Genomic DNA, 24,717 nt, shown 5'->3' on the forward strand with positions numbered 1-24,717 from the left:
TCGAGCTGGACTGAGTAGGACTCCTACGCACACACGTAGGGTTTTACTGATTTGTTAGGACTGTGCCCGGCAGGGTGAGGCAGTGGTGCAGAATCTCCCGCCCACCCCTCGCAGAGAAACACCGGATGTTCGCTCCTGCCAATCAAAGTGCCTTTACCCTGACCCTCGACGGTGTGCCAAGTGAACTCAAGGTGTTTGAGTTCCAGGGCCGCGAAGCCATCAGCCAGCCGTATCGTTTTGATCTTGAACTGGTCAGCGAACAGCCCGACCTGGACCTGGAAAGCCTGCTGCATCGCCCGGCATACCTGGGCTTCGATGCTCACGGTCGTGGTGTCCATGGCCTGGTTTATCGGGTCGCGCAGGGCGATTCCGGGAGGCGGCTGACGCGTTACCAGATCAGCCTTGTGCCGCAGTTGGCCTATCTCGCGCACAGCAGTCACCAGCGGATCTTCCAGCACAAGACGGTGCCGCAGATCATTGCGCAGGTGCTGGCGGAGCAGCGGCTCCATACGGACCAATTCGAATTTCACCTCAGTGGTGCCTATCCCGAACGCGAGTATTGCGTGCAGTTTGGCGAGAGCGACCTGGCCTTCATTCAGCGCCTGTGTGCCGAACAGGGGATTCACTATCACTTCCAGCATTCGCCCGGAGGACACCTGCTGGTGTTTGGCGATGACCAGACCGTTTTCGCCCCGCCCGATCAGCCTACGCCCTACATGCCGGGCTCCGGGATGGTGGCGGATACGCCGGCCATCAAGCGCTTTGCGCTGCGGTTGGAAACCCGCACCACCGCGGTCAACCTGCGTGACTACGACTTTCTCAAGCCAAGCCTGGTGCTGGAGAGTGGCGTGGTCGGCGAACAGCTTCCACGGTTTGAGGCGCAGGCCTACCCCGGTCACTTTTCCGATCGCCCCCACGGCAAATATCTCGCGCAACGTGGCCTGGAGCGGCACCGTAGCGACTATCGAATAGCCCGTGCCAGCGGCGATGACCCTGCATTGAGCAGCGGCCGGTTCTTCAAGTTGACCGGGCATCCGCGGGACGAATGGAATGACGTGTGGCTGGTGACGCAAGTGACCCACGAAGGCAGGCAGCCCCAGGTTCTGGAGGAGGCTGTCACCGAGGTTGGCGGTGGAGATTTTCTTCAGGGGTATCGCAATGAATGTGTGGCGACTCCGTGGGACGTGATCTTCCGCCCACCCTTGCCTGAGCAGGCGCGGCCGGCGTTGTCGGGTTATCAAAACGCAGTGGTGACCGGCCCCGTCGACAGTGAAATCCACTGCGACGAATACGGCCGGGTCAAGGTGCAGTTGGCCTGGGATCGCGCTGGGGCGCATGACGATCATTCCAGCTGCTGGCTGCGGGTGGCCAGCGGTTGGGCCCATGACCGCTATGGCTCGGTACTTATCCCGCGAGTGGGCATGGAAGTACTGGTGGGGTTCGTCAATGGCGATATGGACATGCCGCTGGTGATGGGCTGCCTGCCGAACGCGGCGACCCCGGTCCCCCTCGACCTGCCGGCAGACAAGACCCGCAGTATCTTCCGTAGCCAGAGCAGCCCCGGTGGCGGTGGCTACAACGAACTGCGCATCGAAGACCGCAAGGGCGCCGAGGAGATCTACCTGCGCGCCCAGCGGGATTGGACCCAGCATGTGCTGCATGACCAGCAGGTGCAGATCGACCATCGGCGACGCATCAGGGTGGGCGGTGAGTCGCACCATGAGCTGCAAGGCGAAGAGCAGCGCATCACCCATGGCAACCGTTTGACGGAACTCAAGCAGGACGACCATCTGGTGGTCGGCGGTTCGCAGCAGATGCGGGCCGGGCGGACGATCCGGATGGGCGCCGGGCAGAGTGTTGTCATTGATGCGGGCGCAAGCGTGACAATCCAGGCCGGTGGGCAGTCGATCACGCTGTCGGCAGAGGGGATTTTCAGCAGCACGCCCATTCAACTGGGAGGCGCGCCTGCTCCGGCGGCGTCGCCATTGATGCCTGGGGTGAAAGCGGCGTTGCTGGCGGTTATACCCGCACCGCTGAGCCGGATACAGGTCGCCAGCCTGAAACGGAGCGCGCCGTTTTGTGAAGAGTGCCAACGCTGCAGTGACGGGCAGTGCGCCCTCCCATTCCATTCAACCTTAAAAGGAATTTACCCTGATGTCCCAACCGTTGAGCCCCGATGACTGGCTGGCACAATTCCCTCTACTCCCCAATGAGCGGCTTTACGTGGTACTGAGCAGTGCCAGCGACGCGAAGCCGCTGGCTGCGTGGCAAGTCTCGGCCGGCGGGATGTTGCCTCAAGCGCTCTGGGCGGGCACGGCCTATGCCGGGTGGGATGAGGTGATGCCCTACGCAGGGGTTGTCGAACCCGACAGTGCCTTCCTCGATTGGATCGCAGCCACTGAAGCCTCGGACTGGGGTTGGCTGGCGGTATCGTCCAGCCCACTGGAAGTCGTGGTTGCTCACCTGCAAGGCCTGACCAAGATAGTGCTTCCCGATGAGCGGAGCGTATTCCTGCGCTTCTGGGATGGCGCCCAGTTTCTGCCGATTGTGCAGAAACTGGGCGATGAAATCGGCGCAGTACTGCCCGTGTTCCAGCGCTATCTGATCAATGGCCAGCCGTTGAGCGTGGCGACGCCATCGGTCACTGCGGCCAAGGCCAGCCCTTGGTGGCGAGTGCCTGACGCGTTATTGGCGCACTTGGCCGCGCAGTCGCCGCAGACCCTGATCGACAACCTGCTGCAGTGGCTGGAAGAACAGCGCCCCGACCTGTATGCCGCTTTCACGCCGGCGACCTTGCGGCACAAGGTCGCCTACTTCGCGCGCAGTACGGACATCAGCGCTGAAGCGCTGGCGGGCTACCTGGACTCAGAGCTGAGTTGAGGCCAGCGCCTGTTGCAGGTCGTCGATCAGGTCTTCGACCGCTTCGATACCCACTGACAGGCGAATCATTTCCGGCTTTACGCCGGCCTTGGCCTGTTCCTGCTCGTTCATCTGTCGGTGAGTGGTGGAAGCCGGGTGGCAGGCCAGGGACTTGGCGTCGCCGATGTTGACCAGGCGCTTGAAGATTTGCAGGGCGTCATAGAAGCGCACACCGGCATCAAAGCCGCCCTTCAAGCCGAAGGACAGGATCGCCGACGGTTTGCCCTGCATGTATTTCTGCGCCAATGCGTGGTGCGGGTGGTCCGGCAGGCCGGCGTAGCTGACCCATTCCACCTGGGCATGGCCTTGCAGGAATTGCGCGATTTTCAGGGCGTTTTCGGTGTGGCGCTCCATGCGTAACGCCAGTGTTTCCAGGCCTTGCAGCAACAGGAAGGCATTCATCGGGGCCAACGCCGCGCCGGTGTTGCGCAGTGGCACGGTACGGGCACGGGCGATGAAGGCGGCGGGGCCGAATTTTTCGGTATAGACCACGCCGTGATAGGCCGGCTCGGGCTGGTTGAGGCCGGGGAATTTATCCGAGTATTTCGTCCACGGGAACGTGCCGCTGTCGACAATTACACCGCCCAGGGAGTTGCCATGGCCGCCGACGTACTTGGTCACCGAGTGCACCACGATGTCGGCGCCGAACTGGATCGGTTTGCACAGGATCGGCGTGGCCACGGTGTTGTCCACCACCAGCGGCACGCCGCGGGCATGGGCGACGTCGGCCAGGGCTTCGATGTCGATGATATTGCCCGCCGGGTTGCCGATGCTTTCGCAGTACACCAGCTTGGTGTTGTCGTCGATCAGTTCGGCGATGGCGGCGGCGCTGTCGTCCCGGGCGAAGCGCACCTCCACGCCAAAGCTCGGCAGCAGGTGGGCGAACAGCGTGTAGGTGCCACCGTAGAGTTGCGGTGTGGTGACGATATTGTCACCCGCACGGGTCAAGGTCTGGATGGCGTAGTGGATCGCCGCGCTGCCGGCCGAGACGGCCAGCGCTGCGATACCGCCTTCAAGGGCGGCGATGCGCTGCTCCAGCACATCGTTGGTGGGGTTCATGATGCGCGTGTAGATATTGCCGGGTACGTCCAGGTTGAACAGGTCGGCGCCGTGTTGGGCGTTATCGAATTCGAAGGCGACGTTCTGGTAGATCGGCACGGCGACCGCCTTGGTGGTCGGGTCCGACTTGAAACCGTGGTGCAGTGCGATGGTGGCGTCTTTCATGATTGTTATTGACCTCCCTGGAGTGGTGGATGGCCACAATAAATCCGCCTCGCCGTCGACATTTAGATTTTTTTCAACGGGCTGCCTGCGTTTGCGGCATAAGCACCGCCCGGCATGCGGCCCTGCACCTTTGCGCCCGTAGAAGGTAAACTTCGCCCCCTGCGCAGGAGCAACCATGAATTATCGTCACGCCTTTCACGCCGGCAACCACGCCGATGTCTTCAAACACCTGACCTTGACCCGCCTCATCGCCCTGATGTCGCGCAAGGAGCAGCCGTTCGCTTACCTCGACACCCATGCAGGGATTGGTCTGTACGACCTGCAAGGTGACCAGGCCAATCGCACGGGTGAGTACCTGGAAGGTATCGCGCGTTTGTGGGGCGCCGACGATCTACCAGCGTTGACCGCCGATTACATGCGCGTGCTGCACGAGATGAACCCCGATGGCCAGTTGCGCTACTACCCGGGCTCGCCGGAGCTGGCGCGCCGCCTTACGCGCCCCCAGGACCGCGTGTTGCTCAATGAAAAGCACCCGGAAGACGGCGTGTTGCTCAAGGACAACATGAAGGGCGATCGTCGGGTCAAGGTTCATTTGGGCGAAGGCTGGCATGTGCCGCGTGCCCTGTTACCGGTGCCGGAAAAGCGCGCGTTGATGCTGATCGATCCGCCGTTTGAAAAACTCGACGAAATGCAGCGCTGCGCTGCCTCCCTCAAGGAAGCCGTCAGCCGTATGCGCCAGACCGTCGCGGCGATCTGGTACCCGGTGAAGGACCAGCGCATGCTGCGTCGCTTCTACCAGGACCTGGCCGGCACCGGTGCGCCGAAGTTGCTGCGCGTGGAATTGCTGGTGCATCCGCTGGACACGCCCAACACCCTGACCGGCTCGGGCCTGGCGATTGCCAACCCGCCGTGGGGCCTGGAAGAGGAGTTGCGCGAGCTGCTGCCGTGGCTGTCCAAGAAGCTTGGCCAGACCCAGGGTGGGTGGCAGATGGATTGGCTCATAGCTGAGTAGTTGTAAGTTGCAAGCCTCAAGCTGCAAGTGAGATCAGAAAACACCACTTGCAGCTTGAAACTTGCAGCTCCGATCTTCAGATCGGGCAAGTCACGCCGGTGCCGCCGATCCCACAGTAGCCCTGTGGATTCTTCGCAAGGTACTGCTGGTGATACGCCTCGGCGAAGTACACCGTCGGCGCCTCTTCGATTTCGGTGGTGATGGTGCCCAGGCCGGCCTTGGTCAATTCGGCCTGATAGGCCTCGGCACTGGCCTGCGCCGCCGCCAGTTGCTCAGGCGTGGTCGCATAGATCACCGAGCGGTACTGGGTGCCGATATCGTTACCCTGGCGCATGCCCTGGGTCGGGTTGTGCAGTTCCCAGAACATCTTCAGCAGGTCTTCGTAGTTCACCTTGGCCTGGTCATATACCACCAGCACCACTTCGCTGTGGCCGGTCAGGCCCGAGCAGACTTCTTCATACGTCGGGTTCGGCGTGAAACCGCCGGCATAGCCGACCACGGTGCTGACCACGCCATCGCGCTGCCAGAACCTGCGCTCGGCGCCCCAGAAACAACCCAGGCCGAAGATCGCGAAGCCGACGTCGTCGACGAATGGGCCCAGCAGCGGGTTGCCGTTGACGAAGTGCGTCTGCGGCAGGTTCATCGGGGTTTCACGACCGGGCAACGCTTGTTCTTGAGTAGGCAGCACGTTTTTGTTCACCAGAATTTCCGAGCGCAAGACCATGAGCAGTCCTCTCGTCAGGTTGGGTTAGCGGTAAATTTCAGACAGCCAGTGTGCCCGAGTGTTACAGCGCTGTCAGGCGATTGGCCCGCGCGGATAGCGTCTAAGCTTCTCGAGCAGCTCTGCACCGGGGATCGGCCGGTCGAACAGGTAGCCCTGGCCAACGTCGCAACGGTGCCGACGCAGGAACGCCAGTTGCTCGGCGGTCTCGATGCCTTCGGCCACCACCTTGAGCTTGAGGTTGTGGGCCATGGCGATCACGGCCGAGGTGATTTCCATGTCGTCCTGGTTGTCCGGGATTTCGTGGATAAAGCTGCGGTCGATCTTGATGATGTCGATGGGGAATTTTTTCAGGTAGCTCAGCGACGAGTAACCGGTGCCGAAGTCGTCCATGGCCAGGGTCAGGCCGAAGCTCTTGAGCTGGTCCAGTTGCAGGCGCGTGTCTTCGGTCGCTTCCAGCAGCAGGCCTTCGGTCAGCTCCAGTTCCAGCAGGTTGGCCGGCAGCTGTTCTTCCTTGAGGATCGTGGCGATCGAGGCCACCAGGTCCGGGTCGGAGAATTGCTTGGGCGACAGGTTGATCGCCACCTGCAGATTGCCCAGGCCGGCGGCGCTCAGTTGCTTGCTCATGCGGCAGGCCTGGCGCGCGATCCATTTGCCGATCGGGATGATCAAGCCGGTTTCTTCGGCGACGCTGATGAACTGATCGGGGCGGATCATGCCCTTTTCCGGATGGTTCCAGCGCAACAGCGCTTCCATGCCCAGCAAGCGGCCGCTGCGCAGGCACAGCTTGGGCTGGTAGAACACGTCCAGTTCGTTCTGGGTCAGGGCACGACGCAGGTTGTTTTCCACAAACAGCTTGTAGCTGGCCTCGGCGTTCAAGGCTTCGGTGAACACCTGTACCTGGTGTTTGCCGTTGGCCTTGGCTTTGTGCAGCGCCAGGCCGGCGTTGCGCATCAGGGTCTGCGGGTCGCGGCCGTGCAGCGGCGCACAGGCCAGGCCCACGGAGCCGGTGACGCTGATCAGTTGGTTGTCGACGAACATCGGTTTGTCGAGGGTCGCCAGCAACTGGCTGGCCACCTGCTGGCCGGTTTCCAGGTCAGTGTCGTCCAGCAGCACCGCAAACTCGTTACTGGCAAAACGCGCCAGGCTGCCGCTGGCACTCAGGCTGTTGCGCAGGCGGCGGGCCAGGCTGATCAGCAGCTTGTCGCCGGTCTGGTGGCCGAGGCTGTCGTTGATGCGCTTGAAGTTGTCGATGTCCACCAGCAACAGGCTGATCGGGCTGTCGCTGTCGCGGGCAAAGCGCTCATCGAGGTTGCGGATGAATGCCGGACGGTTGCCCAGGTTGGTCAGGTTATCGGTGTAGGCCAGGCGTTCGATGCGCTGCTGGGCCAGCTTGTTCTGGGTGATGTCTTCGTAGATGCCGATGTAGTGGGTCAGCTCACGGTTGTCGCCATACACCTTGGAAATCGACAGCTGGCCCCAGTAGGGCTCGAGGTTTTTGCGTCGACTCTTGAACTCGCCCTGCCAGCTGTTGCTCTTGGCCAGGCTTGACGGTGCGTCGAACAGCAGTTCGCTGAGGTTTTCCAGGGCCGGCAGCTGGGCCAGGCGGTGGCCGTGGACCTCTTCGGCGCTGTATTGGGTAATCGCGGTAAAGCTTGGGTTGACGTACTCCACCACGCCGTCGCAGTTGACCAGCAAAAAGGCATTGGCGCTTTGCTCCACGGCACGCTGGAACAAGTGCAGGGCGCTGGTGGCGGTACGCCGGTTGTGGTTGTTGATCACTTGCGCGAATTGGTCGGCCAGTTCGCCGGCAAAGGCAATCTCATCGGCCTGCCAGGCACGCGGGCTGCCTCCCTGTTCCAGGCACAGCACACCGACCACCTGACCATCGACGCGGATGCTCGCATCGAGCATGGCGTGGATATCCTTGGCGCGCAGGTTCTCGGCCATTTCCCGGGTGCGCGGGTCGCGCATCGCGTTGGTCGCGTCGATTGCCCGGCTGGTGTGCAGGGCTTCCAGGTAATCCGGAAAGCAACTGGCGTCGATGGGCTCGGGCAGGTGGTGCTGCTGGTCATCGCGGTGGTAGGCCGAGATCGGTACCAGGCGCTGGCCTTCGAGGTTCCAGATGCTGGCGCAGTCGATCTGGTAGATGTCACAGGCGCTGCGGGTGATCAGCTCTGCGGCTTCCTGCAACGAATTGTTGGCGGTGTAGCGCTGGCGGGCCAGCAACAGGATCAGCTCCTGCTGGGCGCGCACCCGCTCCAGGTGCTGCAGTTGTTCCTGCTGGGCGCGCTGGTTGAGCTCCAGGGCGATCTGCAGGCGGCTGTTCTGGCTTTCCAGATCCTCCGTCGGTGCGGGCAGGGAGATTTCGTTGAACAGGCCGTCGACCACCATCAGGTAGCCGCGCAGCAGGTGGCGATTGTGCTGTTTGTAGGCTTCACCCATTTCCAGCAGGCTCAGGGGACCATCGTTGGTGTGCAGGGTGTAGCGCACCAGGTAGTGAGGGCTGTCGCTCAGTTGCTGTTGGATGGTGTCGTGCAGTTGGTAGCGCGCCTGAGGCTCCATCAGGCTGGCGAAGGGGGTGCCGAGCAGCGCACACAGCTCGACCGCCGACAGGCCGAATTGGCGCTCGCAGTTAGGGTCGAGGTACAGAAGGGCCCAGCTTGCCTCATTAAGCCGCTCGAAACGCAGCATACCGAGGCGCGAAGGCACCGGTAACTGCGTCACTACCTCGGCCGCCATACGGGCGACATCGGGTTGGCTTTTCATGGGGGGAACTCACTTCAAATAACGCGCACGGCGCCGGGCTCACGCCCTCTTTACTGTTGCCTGCGGCAAGGTTGCATCATGCGGCGCGGGCTGACAAGAGAGGATGAAGGCTAAGTGCTATAAGGGGGTTATCGGCCGGGCGGGGGAATTCTTCAGTCAGGATGACAGAAGGTGTACAACCCTGTTCTGTCTGTAGAGAAAAGCAAAAAAAGCCCCGCCAAATTGACGGGGTTGAGGTACGAGCGTGGCGCTCGGAAATCGGTGCAACCAGGCCTCCCCGATGAAAGGGAGGCCGCTTTGGCTTATAGCAGGATGGTGCGGATGTCGTTCAGCAACTGGCTCAGGCGCTGGGTGAAGCGTGCAGCGGCCGCGCCGTTGATCACACGGTGATCGTAGGACAGCGACAGTGGCAGCATCAGCTTGGGCTGGAATGCTTTACCGTCCCAGACTGGCTGGATGGTGGCCTTGGAAACACCCAGGATCGCCACTTCCGGCGCGTTGACGATTGGCGTGAAGCCTGTACCGCCAATGTGACCGAGGCTGGAGATGGTGAAGCACGCGCCTTGCATGTCGTCTGCAGTCAGCTTTTTGTCACGGGCCTTGGCCGCCAGTGCAGCAGCCTCGGCGGCAAGCTGCAGCAGGCTCTTCTGGTCGACGTTCTTGATGACCGGTACCAGCAGGCCATCCGGCGTGTCGACGGCAAAGCCTACGTGCACGTACTTCTTGCGGATGATCGCCTTGCCGCTTGGCGCCAGCGAACTGTTGAAGTCCGGCAGCTCCTTGAGCAGGTGCGCGCAGGCCTTGAGCAGCAGCGGCAGCACGGTCAGTTTCACGCCGGCCTTCTCGGCCACGGCTTTCTGCGCAACGCGGAAAGCTTCCAGGTCGGTAATGTCGGCCTGGTCGAACTGGGTCACGTGCGGAATGTTCAGCCAGCTGCGGTGCAGGCTCGACGCGCCGATTTGCATCAGGCGGGTCATCGGCACTTCTTCGGTCTCGCCGAAGCGGCTGAAGTCCACCACCGGGATCGGTGGAATGCCCGCGCCGCCAGTAGCAGTGCCGGCAGCCGGAGCTTCCTTGGCTTTCTGCATCATGGCTTTGACGTAGACCTGCACGTCTTCCTTCAGCACGCGACCGTGGGGGCCGGTGGCCGACACAGCGTTCAGCTCGACGCCGAATTCACGCGCCAGTTGGCGAACCGCCGGGCCTGCGTGAACCTTGGCACCGCTTGGCGCCGGTGCGGCAGCCGCAGGGGCCGGAGCGGCTTCGGCTTTTGCAGCAGGCGCAGGGGCGGCAGCGGCCGGAGCGGCTTCAGCCTTGGCCGCCGGAGCAGCAGCCGGTGCTGGAGCAGCAGCAGGCGCAGCGCCCTGTACTTTCAGCTTGAGGATGAAGTCGCCCGTGCCGACTTCGTCTTCCAGCTTGACCGCGATGCTTTCCACCACGCCGGCAGCCGGCGATGGGATTTCCATGGAGGCCTTGTCGGACTCCAGGGTGATCAGCGACTGGTCGGCTTCGACGGTGTCGCCGACCTTGACCAGCAGCTCGATGATCTTGGCCTTGCCCGACGAGCCGATGTCCGGAACATGAATGTCCTGGACGGTGGCTTCGGCCGGAGCGGCAGCCGGGGCTGCAGGAGCCTCGGCTGCAGCGGCAGGTTTTTCCGCGGCAGGTGCCGGAGCAGCAGCGGCAGCAGGAGCCGCCGCAGGGGCCGCATCAGCGGCACCTTCGATTTCCAGTTCCAGCAGTTCGTCGCCTTCTTTCAGGCGGTCGCCCAGCTTCACTTTCAGGCTCTTGACCACGCCGGCCTTGGGAGCAGGGATTTCCATGCTCGCCTTGTCCGATTCCAGGGTCAGGATGCTCTGGTCGGCTTCGACGGTGTCGCCGACCTTTACAAACAGCTCGATTACTTCACCTTCACCGCTGCCGATGTCAGGTACGCGAATGAGTTCGCTCACAAAAAGTCTCCTCAGCAGTCCAGTGGGTTGCGTTTTTCCGGGTTGATCCCGAACTTGACGATAGCGTCAGCTACCACCTTGGGTTCGATCTCACCGCGGTCAGCCAAGGCTTCCAGGGCTGCCAACACCACGAAGTGACGGTCGACTTCGAAGAAGTGACGCAGCTTCTTGCGGCTGTCACTGCGGCCGAAACCGTCGGTGCCCAGGACTTTGAATTCCTTGGACGGGACCCACTGGCGAATTTGTTCAGCAAACAGTTTCATGTAGTCGGTAGAGGCAATGACTGGACCTTTACGGCCGGCCAGGCACTCTTCGACATAGCTCTGCGCAGGCTTCTGGCCCGGGTGCAGGCGGTTGTTGCGCTCTACGGCCAGGCCGTCGCGACGCAGTTCGTTGAAGCTGGTAACGCTCCAGACGTCGGCACCGACGTTGAACTCTTCACGCAGGATCTTCGCCGCTTCACGGACTTCACGCAGGATGGTGCCGGAGCCCATCAGCTGCACGTGGTGCGCCGCTTCCTTGGTGTCTTCTTCGAGCAGGTACATGCCCTTGATGATGCCTTCTTCCACGCCGGCCGGCATGGCTGGCTGCTGGTAGGACTCGTTCATCACGGTGATGTAGTAGAAAACGTCCTGCTGCTCTTCGGTCATCTTCTTCATGCCGTCCTGGATGATCACCGCCAGCTCATAGCCGTAGGTTGGATCAAAGGTGCGGCAGTTCGGGATGGTGGCAGCCAGGATGTGGCTGTGACCGTCTTCGTGTTGCAGGCCTTCGCCGTTCAGTGTGGTACGGCCGGCGGTACCGCCGATCAGGAAACCACGGGTACGGCTGTCGCCCGCTGCCCAAGCCAGGTCGCCGATACGCTGGAAACCGAACATCGAGTAGAAGATGTAGAACGGCAGCATCGGCTGGTTGTGGCTGGAGTACGAAGTACCGGCAGCGATGAAGGAGCTCATGGCGCCCGCTTCGTTGATGCCTTCTTCGAGGATCTGGCCCTTCTTGTCTTCCTTGTAGAACATCACCTGGTCTTTATCGACTGGCTCGTAGAGCTGGCCGACGGAGGAGTAGATGCCCAACTGACGGAACATGCCTTCCATACCGAAGGTACGGGCTTCGTCCGGGATGATCGGCACGATACGCGAGCCGATTTCCTTGTCCTTGACCAGCTGCGCGAGGATCCGCACGAAGGCCATGGTGGTGGAGATTTCACGGTCGCCCGAGCCGTCCAGGATTGCCTTGAGGGTATCCAGCGGTGGTGTCGGGATGTTGAAGCTCTTGGCGCGGCGCTGTGGCACGAAACCGCCCAGTGCGGTACGACGCTCGCTCAGGTAGCGGGCTTCGGCGCTGTTCGCCTCCGGCTTGAAGAACGGCAGGTTCTCCAGCTCTTCGTCCTTGACCGGGATGTCGAAGCGGTCGCGGAACAGCTTCAGGCTTTCAACATCAACCTTCTTGGTGTTGTGCGCAGTGTTTTTCGCTTCGCCGGCACCGGTGCCATAACCCTTGATGGTCTTGGCCAGGATGACGGTCGGTTGTTCTTTGTGGTTGACCGCTTCGTGGTACGCAGCATAGACCTTGTACGGGTCGTGGCCGCCACGGTTGAGTTTCCAGATCTCGTCGTCGGACAGGTCGGCAACCATCGCCTTGAGTTCAGGCGTGTTGAAGAAATGTTCACGTACGAACGCGCCGTCTTTGGCCTTGTAGTTCTGGTACTCGCCGTCGATGACTTCGTCCATGCGACGTTGCAGGATACCGTCGACGTCCTTGGCCAGCAGTGGGTCCCAGAAACGGCCCCAGATGACCTTGGTCACGTTCCACTGGGCACCGCGGAACACGCCTTCGAGTTCCTGGATGATCTTGCCGTTGCCGCGAACCGGGCCGTCGAGGCGCTGCAGGTTGCAGTTGATGACGAAGATCAGGTTGTCCAGCTTCTCGCGGCCGGCCAGGGAGATGGCGCCCAGGGATTCCGGCTCGTCGCACTCGCCGTCGCCCAGGAAGCACCAGACTTTCTGCTTGCCTTCCGGGATGAAGCCACGGGCTTCCAGGTACTTCATGAAACGTGCCTGGTAGATCGCCTGGATCGGGCCAAGGCCCATGGATACCGTCGGGAACTGCCAGAAATCAGGCATCAGCCAAGGGTGCGGGTAGGACGACAGGCCCTGACCGTCGACTTCCTGGCGGAAGTTGTTCATTTGCTCTTCGCTGATGCGGCCTTCCATGAACGCACGGGCGTAGACGCCTGGCGAGGTGTGGCCCTGGAAGTAGATCAGGTCGCCGCCGTGTTCTTCGGTCGGGGCCTGGAAGAAGTAGTTGAAGCCGATGTCATACAGGGTTGCGCTGGAAGCGAAGCTGGAGATGTGACCGCCCAGGTCAGAATCTTTCAAGTTCGTGCGCATTACCATCGCCATGGCGTTCCAACGTACCAGCGAGCGAATGCGGCGTTCCATGAACAGGTCGCCAGGCATGCGTGCTTCGTGGGTAACGGGGATGGTGTTGCGGTATGGCGTAGTGATGGCGTAGGGCAGTTGCGAGCCGCTGCGGGTCGCGAGTTCGCCCATACGGGTCATCAGGTAGTGAGCACGGTCTTCGCCTTCTTTGTCGAGAACCGATTCCAGGGCGTCCAGCCATTCCTGGGTTTCGACGGGATCGAGGTCTTGCATGGCTTGCTCCAGGGCGGAAAGGCTACCAGAATCGGTTGCCTGAAGTTTGCGACTGGCCTTGTGGGCAGACGACATAAATTCTTGGATGGCCGAAGGTTGCTTCGGCGTCCTGTAGTTTTACTACAAATCGTCGGCCATTTCAGCCTTTCGAATGTATATACGAGTAGTAAAACTACACAAGACCGAGCGGATTGCTCGGTCTGGCTGGTGAGCATAATCGTTATTGTTGATCTTTTACGAACAAGAAAAGGTAGAAGTTTAATGTTGCCTGCCAAAAATTACATATTTTCAGCTATTTATCACCTTTGTTCGACAGTCCTTCATCGAGTGCGGTGCCTGCCTTCACAGCAGCAGGCCATTTACACGCCGACCAAGGATAGACCATGAGCCTTCCAACGCTGGCCGAACTGCCGGCCATTCTGTTGCCAAAAGCCCAGCGGGCCGAGCAGTCATTTCGTGACGCCGTGGCCGCGCTGGAGGACGATCATGGCCTTTCTGCGTGGACGCCGCAACGGTGGGCCGACTTCGCCCGGGTGTGCGCCGCCAGTGATTTCGTCATTGAACAGAGTGTTCGTGACCCTTTGATGTTGCTCGAACTGGCGGCCTGGGGCGAGCTGGACCGCGGCTTTGCGCCGGGCGAGCTGTGCGGGCAGATTGCCGGTGCCGTGCAACAGGCCGAAACAGAAGATGAGCTGGGCCGCGTACTGCGTCGCCAGCGTACCCGTCAGCAAGTGCGCATTATCTGGCGCGACCTGACCCGCCAGGCCGACCTGGTGCAAACCTGTCGTGACCTCTCCGACATGGCCGACGCCAGTATCGACCAGGCCTACCAATGGCTGTACCAGCGCCACTGTGTGCAATTCGGCACGCCGACCGGGCGGCGCAGCGGCGAACCGCAGCACATGGTCATCCTCGGCATGGGCAAGCTCGGTGCGGTGGAGCTGAACCTGTCGTCGGATATCGACCTGATCTTCGCCTACCCCGAGGGCGGCGAAACCGTGGGCGTGAAGCGCTCCCTGGATAACCAGGAATTCTTTATCCGCCTTGGTCAAAAATTGATCAAGGCCCTCGACCCGATGACCGTCGACGGCTTTGTGTTCCGTGTCGACATGCGCCTGCGCCCCTATGGTTCGGCCGGTGCCCTGGTGCTCAGCTTCAACGCGCTGGAGCAGTACTACCAGGACCAGGGTCGCGACTGGGAACGCTACGCCATGATCAAGGCGCGTGTGGTCGCCGGTGACCAGGTGGCCGGTGCGCAACTGCTCGATATGCTGCGGCCGTTCGTGTACCGCCGTTACCTGGACTTTTCCGCCATCGAGGCGCTGCGCACCATGAAGCAGCTGATCCAGCAGGAAGTCCGGCGCAAAGGCATGGCCGACAATATCAAGCTGGGCTCGGGTGGCATCCGCGAAGTGGAATTTATCGCCCAGGCGTTCCAGCTGATCCATGGCGGCCGCGACCTCAGCCTGCAGCAACGGCCGCTGCTCAAGGTGCTCGGCACCTTGGAAGGCCAGGGCTACCTGCCGCCGGCGGTGATCGCCGAGTTGCGCAATGGCTATGAATTCCTGCGTTACACCGAACATGCGATCCAGGCGATTGCCGACCGCCAGACCCAAATGCTGCCGGACAGCCCTGAAGACCAGGCGCGCATTGCCTTTATGCTCGGGTTTGCCGACTGGGCGACCTTCCATGAGCGCCTGATGCATTGGCGTGGCCGTGTGGACTGGCACTTCCGCCAGGTGATTGCGGATCCTGATGAAGAAGAAGGCGCGGAAAGCGAGTTGGTCGTGGGCGGAGAATGGCTGCCGCTGTGGGAAGAGTCCCAGGATGAAGAGGCCGCTTGCCGTCAATTGGCTGAAGGCGGCTTCACCGACGCCACCAAGGCCCTTAAAGCCTTGGCCAGCCTGCGCAACAGCCCGCAACTGCGGGCCATGCAGCGCCTGGGGCGTGAACGCCTGGATGCCTTTATCCCGCGCTTGCTGGCCCAGGCTGTCGAGCACGCCAACCCGGACCTGGTGCTGGAGCGTGTACTGCCGCTGGTGGAGGCCGTCGCCCGGCGTTCCGCCTATCTGGTGCTGCTGACGGAAAACCCCGACGCCCTGCGCCGCCTGCTGACCCTGTGCGCCGCCAGTCCATGGATCGCCGAGCAGATCACGCGCTTCCCGCTGCTGCTGGATGAATTGCTCAACGAAGGCCGCCTGTTCAAGCCACCGCTGGCGCCGGAACTCGCCGCCGAGTTGCGCGAACGCCTCACGCGCATCCCCGAGGATGACCTGGAGCAGCAGATGGAAGCCCTGCGGCACTTCAAGCTGGCCCACCGCCTGCGCGTGGCCGCGTCGGAAATCGCTGGCAGCCTGCCGTTGATGAAAGTCAGCGACTACCTGACCTGGCTCGCCGAAGCCATCCTCGAACAAGTGCTGGCCCTGGCCTGGCGCCAGACGGTCGCGCGCCACGGCTCGCCGCAGCGCTTGGACGGTACCTTGTGCGATCCTGGGTTCATCATTGTCGGTTATGGGAAAGTCGGCGGCATCGAACTGGGGCATGGTTCGGACCTGGACCTGGTGTTTATCCACGATGGCGACCCGCAGGCCGAGACCGACGGTGCCAAGCCGATCGACGGCGCGCAGTTCTTCACGCGCCTGGGCCAGCGGATCATTCACCTGCTGACCACCCAGACCAACTCCGGCCAGTTGTATGAAGTCGACATGCGCCTGCGACCATCCGGCGCATCCGGGTTGCTGGTCAGTTCCCTCGGGGCGTTTGACCGCTATCAACAAAATGAAGCATGGACCTGGGAACATCAGGCCCTGATCCGCGCGCGGGTGCTGGTGGGCAGCCAGGATGTGGGCCAGGCATTCGAGCAGGTACGGGCTAAAGTGCTGGGGCGTGAGCGCGACTTGGCGAAGTTGCGCCAGGAGGTCAGCGAGATGCGCGCCAAGATGCGTGACAACCTGGGTACCAAGGCCACGGCGGCCGGCACCGGCGCCAATGCCTTCGACGCCACGGTGCTGTTCGACCTCAAGCAGGACGCCGGAGGTATCGTCGATATTGAATTTATGGTGCAATACGCGGCTTTGGCGTGGTCTGCGCAACATCCTTCGTTGCTGCGCTATACCGACAATATCCGCATTCTGGAAGGCCTCGAGCAGGTGGGCTTGATGCCCGCCGCCGATGCCCATCTGCTGCGCGAGGTGTATAAGGCCTACCGTTCCGCCGCGCATCGCCAGGCCTTGCAGAACGAGGCCGGTACGGTACCCGGTGATCAGTTCGCTGACGAACGGCGCCAGGTGATGCGAATCTGGCAGGCGCTGGGGTTGGGTTGAAACACTATTAGGGCGGGGAGGCATAAGCCTCCCCGCATCGTTTGTGGAAACTACATGAATATTCTGATCGTTGGGCCCAGTTGGGTCGGTGACATGGTGATGGCGCAGACTCTGTTCCAGAGCCTGCGTATGCGCTACCCGGACTGCCAGATCGACGTGCTTGCCCCCGAGTGGAGCCGGCCGATCCTCGAGCGCATGCCCGAAGTGCGCAAGGCCTTGAGCTTTCCGCTCGGCCACGGTGCCCTGGAATTGGCGACCCGCCGTCGCATCGGCAAATCCCTGGCGGGCCAGTACGACCAGGCGATCCTGTTGCCCAACTCGCTCAAGTCGGCGCTGGTGCCGTATTTTGCCGGCATTCCCAAGCGCACCGGCTGGCGCGGTGAGTTTCGCTACGTCCTGCTCAACGACGTGCGCACCCTGGACAAGGCGCGCTACCCGCTGATGATCGAACGCTTCATGGCCCTGGCCTATGCGCCGGGCGCCGAGCTGCCCAAGCCGTACCCGCGCCCCAGCCTGCAGATCGACCCGGTGACCCGCGATGCGGCACTGGCCAAGTTCGGCCTGGCCCTGGATCGTCCGGTGTTGGCCCTGTGCCCTGGTGCGGAGTTTGGCGAGTCCAAGCGCTGGCCGTCGGACCACTACGCCAAAGTCGCCGAGATGAAGATTCGCGAAGGTTGGCAGGTGTGGTTGTTCGGTTCGAAAAACGATCACTCGGTGGGTGAAGACATTCGCCAGCGCCTGATCCCGGGCCTGCGCGAAGAGGCCGTCAACCTCAGTGGCGACACGTCCCTGGCCGAGGCCATCGACTTGCTGTCCTGTGCGGACGCTGTGGTGTCCAACGACTCCGGCCTGATGCATGTGGCCGCTGCGCTGAACCGCCCGTTGGTGGCGGTGTACGGCTCCACCTCGCCGGGCTTTACCCCGCCGCTGGCCGACCAGGTCGAAGTGGTGCGCCTGGGGCTGGAGTGCAGCCCGTGCTTTGATCGCACCTGCCGCTTCGGCCATTACAACTGCCTGCGCCAATTGCTGCCGCAGCCGGTAACCGATGCCTTGCAGCGATTGCAGGGCGACGTGGTCGAGGTTCACTGAGTTGCGGGTACTGGTAATCAAGACCTCATCCCTGGGCGACGTGATCCACGCCTTGCCGGCACTGACCGACGCGGCACGGGCGATCCCCGGCATTCGCTTCGACTGGGTGGTGGAAGAAGGCTTTGCTGAAATCCCCACCTGGCATCCGGCGGTGGACAAGGTGATCCCGGTGGCGATCCGCCGCTGGCGCAAGAACCTCTGGCAAACCTTCAAGAGCGGCGAGTGGCGGCGCTTCAAGCAGCAAGTCCAGTCGACCAAGTACGATCTGGTGATCGATGCCCAGGGCCTGTTCAAAAGCGCGTGGCTGACCCGCTACGTGCGGGCTCCGGTGGCTGGTTTCGATAAACACTCGGCCCGTGAGCCGATTGCGGCGCGCTTCTACTCGCGGCGCCTGGCCGTGGCCCGTGGGCAGCATGCGGTGGAGCGTTTGCGTCAACTGTTCGCCGTGGCCCTCGGCTATGACTTGCCCAAAGGCTTGGGTGACTACGGCCTCAGCACCGAAAAACTGCTCGGCCTGCCGCCGAAAAAGCCCTTCGTCCTGCTGCTGCACGGCACCACCTGGGACACCAAGCATTGGCCCGAAGCCTACTGGCGCGAGTTGGCTGAACGCATGGGCCGCCTCGGCGTGGACGTGAAGTTGCCCTGGGGCAACGCCGCCGAAAAGGCCCGGGCTGAGCGCCTGGCCCAAGGCCTGAACAACGCCGAAGTGCTGCCCAAGCTGAACCTGGCCGGCGTGGCCCGGGTACTGGCCGGCGCCCGCGCCTGCGTGGCGGTGGACACCGGGCTGGGGCATTTGGCGGCGGCGCTGGATGTGCCGACCATTTCCCTGTTCGGCCCCACCAACCCCGGCCTGACCGGCGCCTATGGCAAGGGCCAGATTCACCTGGCCAGCGACTTTGCCTGTGCGCCGTGCCTGCAAAAACAATGTACCTATCAACCGACGGCCGACGACCTGCGTCGGTTCGACATCAAGCGCGAGTCGCCCCTGTGTTTCACGCGCCTGAACCCTGAGCGTGTGGCAACCCGGCTGAGCACGTTGTTACTGGCTGAGGAGCTGCACTGATGCAACTGGCTTTTGTTCTGTACAAATATTTCCCCTTCGGCGGCCTGCAGCGCGATTTCATGCGCATCGCCCTGGAGTGCCAGCAGCGCGGCCATCAGATTCGTGTCTACACGCTGATCTGGGAGGGCGACATTCCGCCCGGCTTCGAAGTGCTGGTGGCGCCGGTCAAGGCATTCTTCAACCATCGGCGCAACGAGAAACTCAGCGCCTGGATGCAGGCCGACCTGGCCAAGCGCCCGGTGGACCGCCTGATCGGCTTCAACAAGATGCCTGGCCTGGACGTGTACTACGCCGCCGACGGCTGCTTCGAAGACAAGGCACAAAACCTGCGCCATTCGCTGTACCGCAGTTTTGGCCGCTATCGCCACTTTGCCGAGTACGAGCGCGCGGTGTTTGCCAAGGACGCCAAGACCGAAGTCTTGATGATTTCCGAAGTGCAGCAGCCGCTGTTCATCAAGCATTACGACACGCCGCTGGAGCGCTTTCACCTGTTGCCACCGGGCATTGCCCAGGATCGCCGCGCGCCGCCGAATGCGGCCGAGATTCGTGAAGGCTTCCGCAAGGAGTTCAACCTGGGCGCTGACGACCTGTTGCTGGTGCAGATCGGTTCCGGCTTCAAGACCAAGGGCGTCGACCGCAGCCTGAAAGCGCTGGCCGCATTGCCGGCTGAGCTGAAAAAACGCACGCGCCTGTTTGTAATCGGCCAGGACGACCCCAAGGTATTCCAACTGCAAAGCGCCACCCTCGGGCTGGGCGATAACGTGCAGTTCCTCAAGGGGCGCAGCGATATTCCGCGCTTCCTGCTGGGTGCCGACCTGTTGATCCACCCGGCGTACAACGAAAACACCGGCACCGTGTTGCTCGAAGCCCTGGTGGCCGGGTTGCCGGTGCTGGTCTCGGCGGTGTGTGGTTATGCCCATTACATCGCCGAAGCCGACAGCGGCCTGGTGCTGGACGAGCCGTTTGAACAGGCTCAGTTGAACCAGTACCTGGCGCAGATGTTGACCGATTCTGCACAGCGCGCGGCCTGGGGCCGCAATGGGTTGGCCTTCGCCGAGACGGCCGACCTCTACAGCATGCCGCAGCACGCTGCGGATGTGATTCTGGCGGAGCCAAAACGATGAAGTTGATTCTTGCCGAACCGTTCAAGACGTTATGGGCCGGGCGTGATGCCTTCGCCGAAGTCGAAAAACTGCAAGGCCAGGTATTCCGTGAACTGGCGGCGCGTCGCACGCTGCGCACCGAGGTGGATGGCCGCCCGTATTTCGTCAAAATCCACCGCGGCATCGGCTGGGCGGAAATCTTCAAGAACTTGATCACCGCCAAGCTGCCGGTGCTCGGGGCCGGCCTGGAATGGGATGCCATTCACCGCTTGCAGGCGATCGGCGTACCGACCATGACCGGCGTGGCCTTCGGCGAAAAAGGCAGCAACCCGGCGGACCAGCACTCGTTCATCATCACCGAAGAGCTGGCGCCGACCATCAGCCTTGAAGACCTGACCGTCAACTGGGTTGCCGAACCGCCCACACCTGCACTGCGCCATGCGCTCACGGCCGAACTGGCGCGCATGGTCGGCGACATGCACCGGGGCGGCGTGAATCACCGCGACTGCTACCTGTGCCATTTCCTGCTGGACACGTCCAGGCCGATCGACCCACGCAACATCAAGCTCTCGGTGATCGACCTGCACCGGGCGCAAATGCGCGCCCATCTGCCGCTGCGCTGGCGCGACAAGGACCTCTCCGCGCTGTATTACTCGGCGTTGGACATCGGCCTGACCCGGCGCGATAAATTGCGCTTCCTCAAGGGCTACTTCCGCCAGCCGCTGCGTCAGATCCTGGCCGAGCAATCGGCGTCCCTGAGCCTGATGCAGCGCAAGGCTGACAAGCTCTACGCGCGCAAGCAACGTTATGGGGATGCGATCTGATGGCGGGGTGGAACCTGGAGCCTGCCTACGCCGCCCTGGCGGATGATTTTGGAAGCCTCGAAGCGGTGTTTGCCCTGCAAGGCGAGCGGCTGACCCGCGACCCGCTGTCGGAAGTGATCCGGGTGGAGCGTGGCGGGGTCAACTACTACGTCAAACGCTACACCGGCGCCGGCAAGGGCCTGCGGCGCTACCTGGGCAAGCCGCGGGTCAAGTCCGAATGGCAGAACCTCAAGCGCTTCGCCAAGTGGGGCATTCCCACCGCCGATGTGGTCGCCTGGGGCCTGGAGCGCAGCGGCCTGGCCTATGATCGTGGCGCAATGATCACCCGCGAGTTGCCGAGGACCGAAGACCTCTCGGTCCTGGCCGAACGTAAAGATGCGCGCCTGCGCGACCCCAAGTGGGTCAACGCGGTCAGCCGCCAGCTCGCCGAATACACGCGCACCATGCACGATCATCGCTTTACCCATAACGACTTGAAGTGGCGCAATCTGCTGATCGACGATCAGGCCACCCTGTACCTGATCGATTGCCCCAACGGTGATTTCTGGCGCGGTTTCTGGCTCAAGTACCGCATCACCAAGGACCTGGCCTGCCTGGACAAGGTGGCCAAGTATCACTTGTCGGCCACTCAACGCCTGCGCTTCTACATGCAGTACCGTGGGTGTCGGCACCTGAGTGAGTCGGACAAACGGCGGATTCGCCACGTAGTGAAGTTTTTCGAGGGACGTGAATGAGTGATTTCCTGGCGGCTGAAGATCGCGCCCTGCTGGAGCGCCACGGCCTCGCGACATTCGACGCCCTGTGGGCCCGGCAACTGGACGCGGTGGACGAGCCGAACACCAGCCGTGGCGGCTGGAGCAGTGTGTTTCGCCTGGAACTCGACGGCCACGGCTATTACCTCAAGCGCCAGAGCAACTACCTCACGCGCAGCTTGCACCGGCCATTGGGCGAGCCCAGTTTCTCCCGCGAGTTCCGCAACATCAGCCGTTACCGCAAGCTCGGGATCCCGGCGCTGCAGGCGGCGTTCTATGGCGAGCGCAAAGTCGCCGGTGAGCACCGCGCGATGCTGCTGACCCGTGCCCTGGACGGCTGGAATGACCTGGATTCATTGCTGGAGCAATGGGCGCAACTCAGCGATGCCCAGCACCGCGCGATCCTGCTGGCCTGCGGTCAACTGGCGCGCCGGTTGCACAGCGTCGGCCAGGTGCATGGCTGTTTCTACCCCAAGCATATTTTCCTGCAGGCCACCGGGGACGGCTACGCCGCGCAGTTGATCGACCTGGAGAAAACCCGCCCGCTGCTGTTCGGCTGGCGTGACCGGGTCAAGGACCTGGAGCCGTTGTTGCGCCGGGCACCGCAGTGGTCGGACGCACAGGTGCGTCAATTGCTGGCGGCTTACCTCGATCAGCCCGAAGGCAGCGCCCTCGTCACCACCTGGCTGCAACGCCTGACGAAGCGGCGTAGCCACAAGGAGAACCGCTGATGCGCCTGTCCGAGTTGAAAAGCGCCGGTCGCACGCCAAGCCTGCCCCTCACTGTCGATCTCGCGGATGCCGCCGGCCCTGGCCAACTGCAACTGCTGAGCCTGTTGCGGGTGTTGCCGGGCGAGCGTTACGTGGGCGCGGCGGTATGGCGCGGGCGTCCGGTGTTGGCCAAGTTATTGGTGGGCGGCAAGGCCGCGCGGCATTTCCAGCGTGAACTCAGCGGCGTACGCCTGCTGGCCGAGCAAGGCCTGACCACCCCGCTGTTGCTCGCCGATGGCTTGCAGGACGGCGAGGGCGGCTGGCTGCTGTTCGAGTTTATCGAAGGTGCCGAGAGCCTGGCCGATGCCTGGCACGCCGTTGAAGCGCTACCGCCACTGGCCGACGAGCAAACCGCCGTGCTGGCCGAGGCCCTGGGTGCGATCGGCCAGATGCATGCCAAGGGCCTGTGGCAGGACGACCTGCACTTGGACAACCTGCTGCGCCGGGACGGCAAGCTGTACTTGATCGATGGCGCCGGCATTCGTGTTGAAGAGGCGGGCAAGCCCCTGTCGCGCGACCGCGTGCTGGAAAATCTCGGGGTGTTTTTCGCCCAGTTGCCGAAAAACCTCCAACCGTTTACCGAAGAACTGCTGGTGTACTACCTGCTGAGCAACGGCGAGCACGCCTTGCCCCTGCAAGCCCTGGAAAAACAGGTGCGCAAGGTCAGCGCCTGGCGTTTGAAGGACTTGTTGAACAAAGTGGGCCGCGACTGCACGCTGTTCAGCGTGGTGCGTGGCGCCTTTGCCTTGCGCGCGATCCGTCGCGAGGAAGAGCCGGCGATGCTGCCGGTGCTGGCGCAGGCGGATGCGTTGCTCGACCAGGGCCACCTGTACAAGACCGGTGGTGCGGCCAGCGTGGCCAAGGTCGATGTGGCCGGCCGGCCATTGGTGATCAAGCGCTACAACATCAAGGGCGTTGCCCATTGGCTCAAGCGCTTCTGGCGCCCGAGCCGCGCCTGGCATTCCTGGCGCGAAGGCAATCGCCTGGCCTTCCTTGGCATCGCCACGCCCAAGCCATTGGCCGTCCTGGAAAAGCGCTTTTTCTGGCTGCGCAGCCGCGCTTACCTGGTCACCGAATACCTGCCGGGCCCGGACATCATCGAGCGTTTCGCGCCCTATATCGAACAGGGTGACGCGCCGGAAAACGAACTGCTGGCGCTGGACCAGTTGTTCGCCGAGCTGATTCGCGAGCGCATCAGCCATGGCGACTTCAAGGGCCATAACCTGTTCTGGGATAAGGATCGCTGGTCGCTGATCGACCTCGACGCGATGCGCCAACACAGCTCTGCCGCCAGCTTCGCCCCGGCGTATGCCAGGGACCGTGCGCGGTTTATGCGGAACTGGCCTGAGAGTAGTGCGTTGTATCAGCTGATTGATCAGCGTTTGCCGAAAGGGGTCCAGACTGGTGGCCCTCTGTAGCAGAGCTTGAGGGCAATATGAACGTAGAGGGGCAACCCAGAAGAACCTAAAACCTAGGATTAAATATCCCATGGCAGATGAAGAACTAACCTCTCCGCAGTTTCTGCTCTTTGAAAGTGAGAGTGAGGCGGAGCGTGTTGCAGAAGTTGTGGCAGCGAAACCGCCAAAAGGGGAGTTCAGCGACTTCATCGTCTATGTGGATGAAAGTGGCGATCACGGGATGCAGACACTTGATGTCAACTACCCCATGTTTGTTTTAGCTTTCTGTGTTTTCCATAAGAGGCACTATTGCGAAAAGGTCATCCCTGCCCTTCAAAAGTTCAAGTTCAATCATATGGGGCATGACCTTGTTGGCTTGCATGAGCTGGAAATCCGTAAGGAAAAAGGGGCGTTCTCCAGTATGTTTGTCTCTCGCCAACACAAGCATGTTTTCCTGGAGGAGCTGACCAGCATCATTGAGTCGAGCAATTTCGTCTTGATCAGTTGTGTGATTGATAAAGCTACGCTTAGAGAGCAGCAAGGCCCAATACACAACCCCTACCATCTGGCTTTGGGCTTCTGTCTTGAGACGCTTCACGAGTTTTTACATGAGAAAAATCAGCAGAGCGCACTGACGCATGTGATTTTCGAGCGTCGAGGTCGTAAAGAGGATAACGAGCTTGAGTTGGAGTTTCGTCGGATGTGCGATGGAGCCAACCGTCCAGGTATCCGCCTACCATTTGACATCGTGTTTGCCACGAAGCAGGTCAACTCTACGGGGTTGCAGCTTGCGGATCTTGTTGCGCGCCCCATCGGCATGAGCGTTTTACGACCGGGCCAGGAAAATCGTGCCTTTGACGTGCTCAAACGCAAGTTTTATTGCAGTGGAGGGCGGAGCAAGGTGGGAGAGGGCTTTGAAAATTGGGGGCTGAAAATTTTCCCTACTGCTGAAAGCGAAAAGCCCCGGTGAGACTCACCGAGGCTATAACGCCGACCGGGATCCCCCAGTCCATTTGCGGCAAATTCTATGTCCGCGATTTTAGAGTGTCAACGCGCAGCACCTGAGTAACCGACGGCCGTGGTTGTGCGAGTCTACTGACGCGTTCAATAGTAAGAACTGTTGCCTGAGCAACAGTTAACGG

Annotated in this window: 17 protein-coding genes; 12 read left to right on the plus strand and 5 right to left on the minus strand. The window is 61.9% G+C overall.

The genetic code is table 11. The features are described from left to right. Positions 1–125 precede the first annotated feature (125 nt). Together J3D60_RS23775 and J3D60_RS23780 are read left to right on the plus strand one after the other, a co-directional pair. Positions 126–2,180 (plus strand): type VI secretion system tip protein VgrG, encoded by a 2,055-nt coding sequence (locus J3D60_RS23775; RefSeq protein WP_253493026.1) that lies wholly within the window; start codon positions 126–128, stop codon positions 2,178–2,180. Continuing rightward, positions 2,155–2,880: a DUF4123 domain-containing protein gene (locus J3D60_RS23780; protein ID WP_253493028.1), complete on the plus strand. Its 726-nt coding sequence runs from the start codon at positions 2,155–2,157 to the stop codon at positions 2,878–2,880. Before J3D60_RS23775 ends, J3D60_RS23780 begins: the two co-directional genes overlap by 26 nt. On the opposite strand, the gene J3D60_RS23785 is transcribed toward J3D60_RS23780, so the two are convergent. Beyond that, positions 2,866–4,143: an O-acetylhomoserine aminocarboxypropyltransferase/cysteine synthase family protein gene (locus tag J3D60_RS23785; RefSeq protein ID WP_065940823.1), complete on the minus strand. Its 1,278-nt coding sequence runs from the start codon at positions 4,141–4,143 to the stop codon at positions 2,866–2,868. The two genes, J3D60_RS23780 and J3D60_RS23785, sit on opposite strands and share 15 nt — an antisense overlap. Before the next feature lie 175 nt (positions 4,144–4,318). Between J3D60_RS23785 and J3D60_RS23790 the strand changes: the two genes are divergently transcribed. Continuing rightward, positions 4,319–5,155: a 23S rRNA (adenine(2030)-N(6))-methyltransferase RlmJ gene (locus J3D60_RS23790; protein ID WP_065940824.1), complete on the plus strand. Its 837-nt coding sequence runs from the start codon at positions 4,319–4,321 to the stop codon at positions 5,153–5,155. A gap of 76 nt (positions 5,156–5,231) precedes the next feature. Here J3D60_RS23790 and msrA read toward each other — a convergent pair whose 3' ends face one another. The 4 genes from msrA to aceE form a co-directional block, all read right to left on the minus strand. Beyond that, positions 5,232–5,879 (minus strand): peptide-methionine (S)-S-oxide reductase MsrA, encoded by a 648-nt coding sequence (msrA, locus tag J3D60_RS23795; RefSeq protein ID WP_253493030.1) that lies wholly within the window; start codon positions 5,877–5,879, stop codon positions 5,232–5,234. Between the two features lie 72 nt (positions 5,880–5,951). Then, complete coding sequence (locus J3D60_RS23800; RefSeq protein ID WP_253493031.1) at positions 5,952–8,645, minus strand: bifunctional diguanylate cyclase/phosphodiesterase; 2,694 nt, start codon at positions 8,643–8,645, stop codon at positions 5,952–5,954. A 302-nt stretch (positions 8,646–8,947) separates the two neighbouring features. Then, positions 8,948–10,597 (minus strand): dihydrolipoyllysine-residue acetyltransferase, encoded by a 1,650-nt coding sequence (gene aceF / locus J3D60_RS23805; RefSeq protein ID WP_065940827.1) that lies wholly within the window; start codon positions 10,595–10,597, stop codon positions 8,948–8,950. 11 nt (positions 10,598–10,608) lie between these two features. Further along, positions 10,609–13,254 carry a pyruvate dehydrogenase (acetyl-transferring), homodimeric type gene (aceE, locus tag J3D60_RS23810; protein ID WP_065940828.1) on the minus strand — a complete coding sequence of 882 codons (2,646 nt, stop codon included), beginning with the start codon at positions 13,252–13,254 and terminating at the stop codon, positions 10,609–10,611. A 383-nt stretch (positions 13,255–13,637) separates the two neighbouring features. Between aceE and glnE the strand changes: the two genes are divergently transcribed. The 9 genes from glnE to J3D60_RS23855 all read left to right on the plus strand — a co-directional run bounded on the left by glnE (position 13,638) and on the right by J3D60_RS23855 (position 24,545). After that, positions 13,638–16,577, plus strand: coding sequence for a bifunctional [glutamate--ammonia ligase]-adenylyl-L-tyrosine phosphorylase/[glutamate--ammonia-ligase] adenylyltransferase (gene glnE / locus J3D60_RS23815; RefSeq protein ID WP_253493032.1), 2,940 nt, complete (start codon positions 13,638–13,640; stop codon positions 16,575–16,577). Between the two features lie 54 nt (positions 16,578–16,631). Then, a complete protein-coding gene (waaF, locus tag J3D60_RS23820) occupies positions 16,632–17,666 on the plus strand; it encodes a lipopolysaccharide heptosyltransferase II (protein WP_027604956.1) in 1,035 nt (344 codons plus the stop codon). Position 17,667: 1 nt separating this feature from the next. After that, positions 17,668–18,729 carry a lipopolysaccharide heptosyltransferase I gene (waaC, locus tag J3D60_RS23825; RefSeq protein ID WP_027604955.1) on the plus strand — a complete coding sequence of 354 codons (1,062 nt, stop codon included), beginning with the start codon at positions 17,668–17,670 and terminating at the stop codon, positions 18,727–18,729. After that, complete coding sequence (locus J3D60_RS23830; protein WP_253493033.1) at positions 18,729–19,853, plus strand: glycosyltransferase family 4 protein; 1,125 nt, start codon at positions 18,729–18,731, stop codon at positions 19,851–19,853. Before waaC ends, J3D60_RS23830 begins: the two co-directional genes overlap by 1 nt. Then, positions 19,850–20,656: a lipopolysaccharide core heptose(I) kinase RfaP gene (gene rfaP / locus J3D60_RS23835; RefSeq protein WP_065940831.1), complete on the plus strand. Its 807-nt coding sequence runs from the start codon at positions 19,850–19,852 to the stop codon at positions 20,654–20,656. Before J3D60_RS23830 ends, rfaP begins: the two co-directional genes overlap by 4 nt. Beyond that, complete coding sequence (locus tag J3D60_RS23840) at positions 20,656–21,390, plus strand: lipopolysaccharide kinase InaA family protein (RefSeq protein WP_027604952.1); 735 nt, start codon at positions 20,656–20,658, stop codon at positions 21,388–21,390. The genes rfaP and J3D60_RS23840 overlap by 1 nt, the downstream gene beginning before the upstream one ends. Further along, the gene (locus tag J3D60_RS23845) at positions 21,387–22,139 is read left to right on the plus strand and encodes a lipopolysaccharide kinase InaA family protein (protein WP_027604951.1); all 753 of its coding nucleotides are present in this window, start codon (positions 21,387–21,389) and stop codon (positions 22,137–22,139) included. Before J3D60_RS23840 ends, J3D60_RS23845 begins: the two co-directional genes overlap by 4 nt. After that, positions 22,139–23,596 carry a lipopolysaccharide kinase InaA family protein gene (locus J3D60_RS23850; protein ID WP_253493034.1) on the plus strand — a complete coding sequence of 486 codons (1,458 nt, stop codon included), beginning with the start codon at positions 22,139–22,141 and terminating at the stop codon, positions 23,594–23,596. Before J3D60_RS23845 ends, J3D60_RS23850 begins: the two co-directional genes overlap by 1 nt. A gap of 70 nt (positions 23,597–23,666) precedes the next feature. Then, positions 23,667–24,545 carry a DUF3800 domain-containing protein gene (locus J3D60_RS23855; protein WP_065940834.1) on the plus strand — a complete coding sequence of 293 codons (879 nt, stop codon included), beginning with the start codon at positions 23,667–23,669 and terminating at the stop codon, positions 24,543–24,545. The last annotated feature ends 172 nt before the right edge of the window (positions 24,546–24,717 follow it).

The sequence above is a fragment of the Pseudomonas sp. S3E17 genome (assembly GCF_024168685.1).
GTDB lineage: Bacteria > Pseudomonadota > Gammaproteobacteria > Pseudomonadales > Pseudomonadaceae > Aquipseudomonas > Aquipseudomonas marginalis.

Bases quoted from the DNA above. Each gene is read 5' to 3' on its own strand.
- J3D60_RS23775 (WP_253493026.1), top strand. From the start codon at position 126: ATGTTCGCTCCTGCCAATCAAAGTGCCTTTACCCTGACCCTCGACGGT.
- J3D60_RS23830 (WP_253493033.1), top strand. From the start codon at position 18,729: ATGCAACTGGCTTTTGTTCTGTACAAATATTTCCCCTTCGGCGGCCTG.
- J3D60_RS23790 (WP_065940824.1), top strand. From the start codon at position 4,319: ATGAATTATCGTCACGCCTTTCACGCCGGCAACCACGCCGATGTCTTC.
- J3D60_RS23850 (WP_253493034.1), top strand. From the start codon at position 22,139: ATGCGCCTGTCCGAGTTGAAAAGCGCCGGTCGCACGCCAAGCCTGCCC.
- glnE (WP_253493032.1), top strand. From the start codon at position 13,638: ATGAGCCTTCCAACGCTGGCCGAACTGCCGGCCATTCTGTTGCCAAAA.
- waaF (WP_027604956.1), top strand. From the start codon at position 16,632: ATGAATATTCTGATCGTTGGGCCCAGTTGGGTCGGTGACATGGTGATG.
- rfaP (WP_065940831.1), top strand. From the start codon at position 19,850: ATGAAGTTGATTCTTGCCGAACCGTTCAAGACGTTATGGGCCGGGCGT.
- J3D60_RS23785 (WP_065940823.1), bottom strand. From the start codon at position 4,143: ATGAAAGACGCCACCATCGCACTGCACCACGGTTTCAAGTCGGACCCG.
- J3D60_RS23845 (WP_027604951.1), top strand. From the start codon at position 21,387: ATGAGTGATTTCCTGGCGGCTGAAGATCGCGCCCTGCTGGAGCGCCAC.
- J3D60_RS23855 (WP_065940834.1), top strand. From the start codon at position 23,667: ATGGCAGATGAAGAACTAACCTCTCCGCAGTTTCTGCTCTTTGAAAGT.
- J3D60_RS23840 (WP_027604952.1), top strand. From the start codon at position 20,656: ATGGCGGGGTGGAACCTGGAGCCTGCCTACGCCGCCCTGGCGGATGAT.
- J3D60_RS23780 (WP_253493028.1), top strand. From the start codon at position 2,155: ATGTCCCAACCGTTGAGCCCCGATGACTGGCTGGCACAATTCCCTCTA.
- msrA (WP_253493030.1), bottom strand. From the start codon at position 5,879: ATGGTCTTGCGCTCGGAAATTCTGGTGAACAAAAACGTGCTGCCTACT.
- J3D60_RS23800 (WP_253493031.1), bottom strand. From the start codon at position 8,645: ATGAAAAGCCAACCCGATGTCGCCCGTATGGCGGCCGAGGTAGTGACG.
- aceE (WP_065940828.1), bottom strand. From the start codon at position 13,254: ATGCAAGACCTCGATCCCGTCGAAACCCAGGAATGGCTGGACGCCCTG.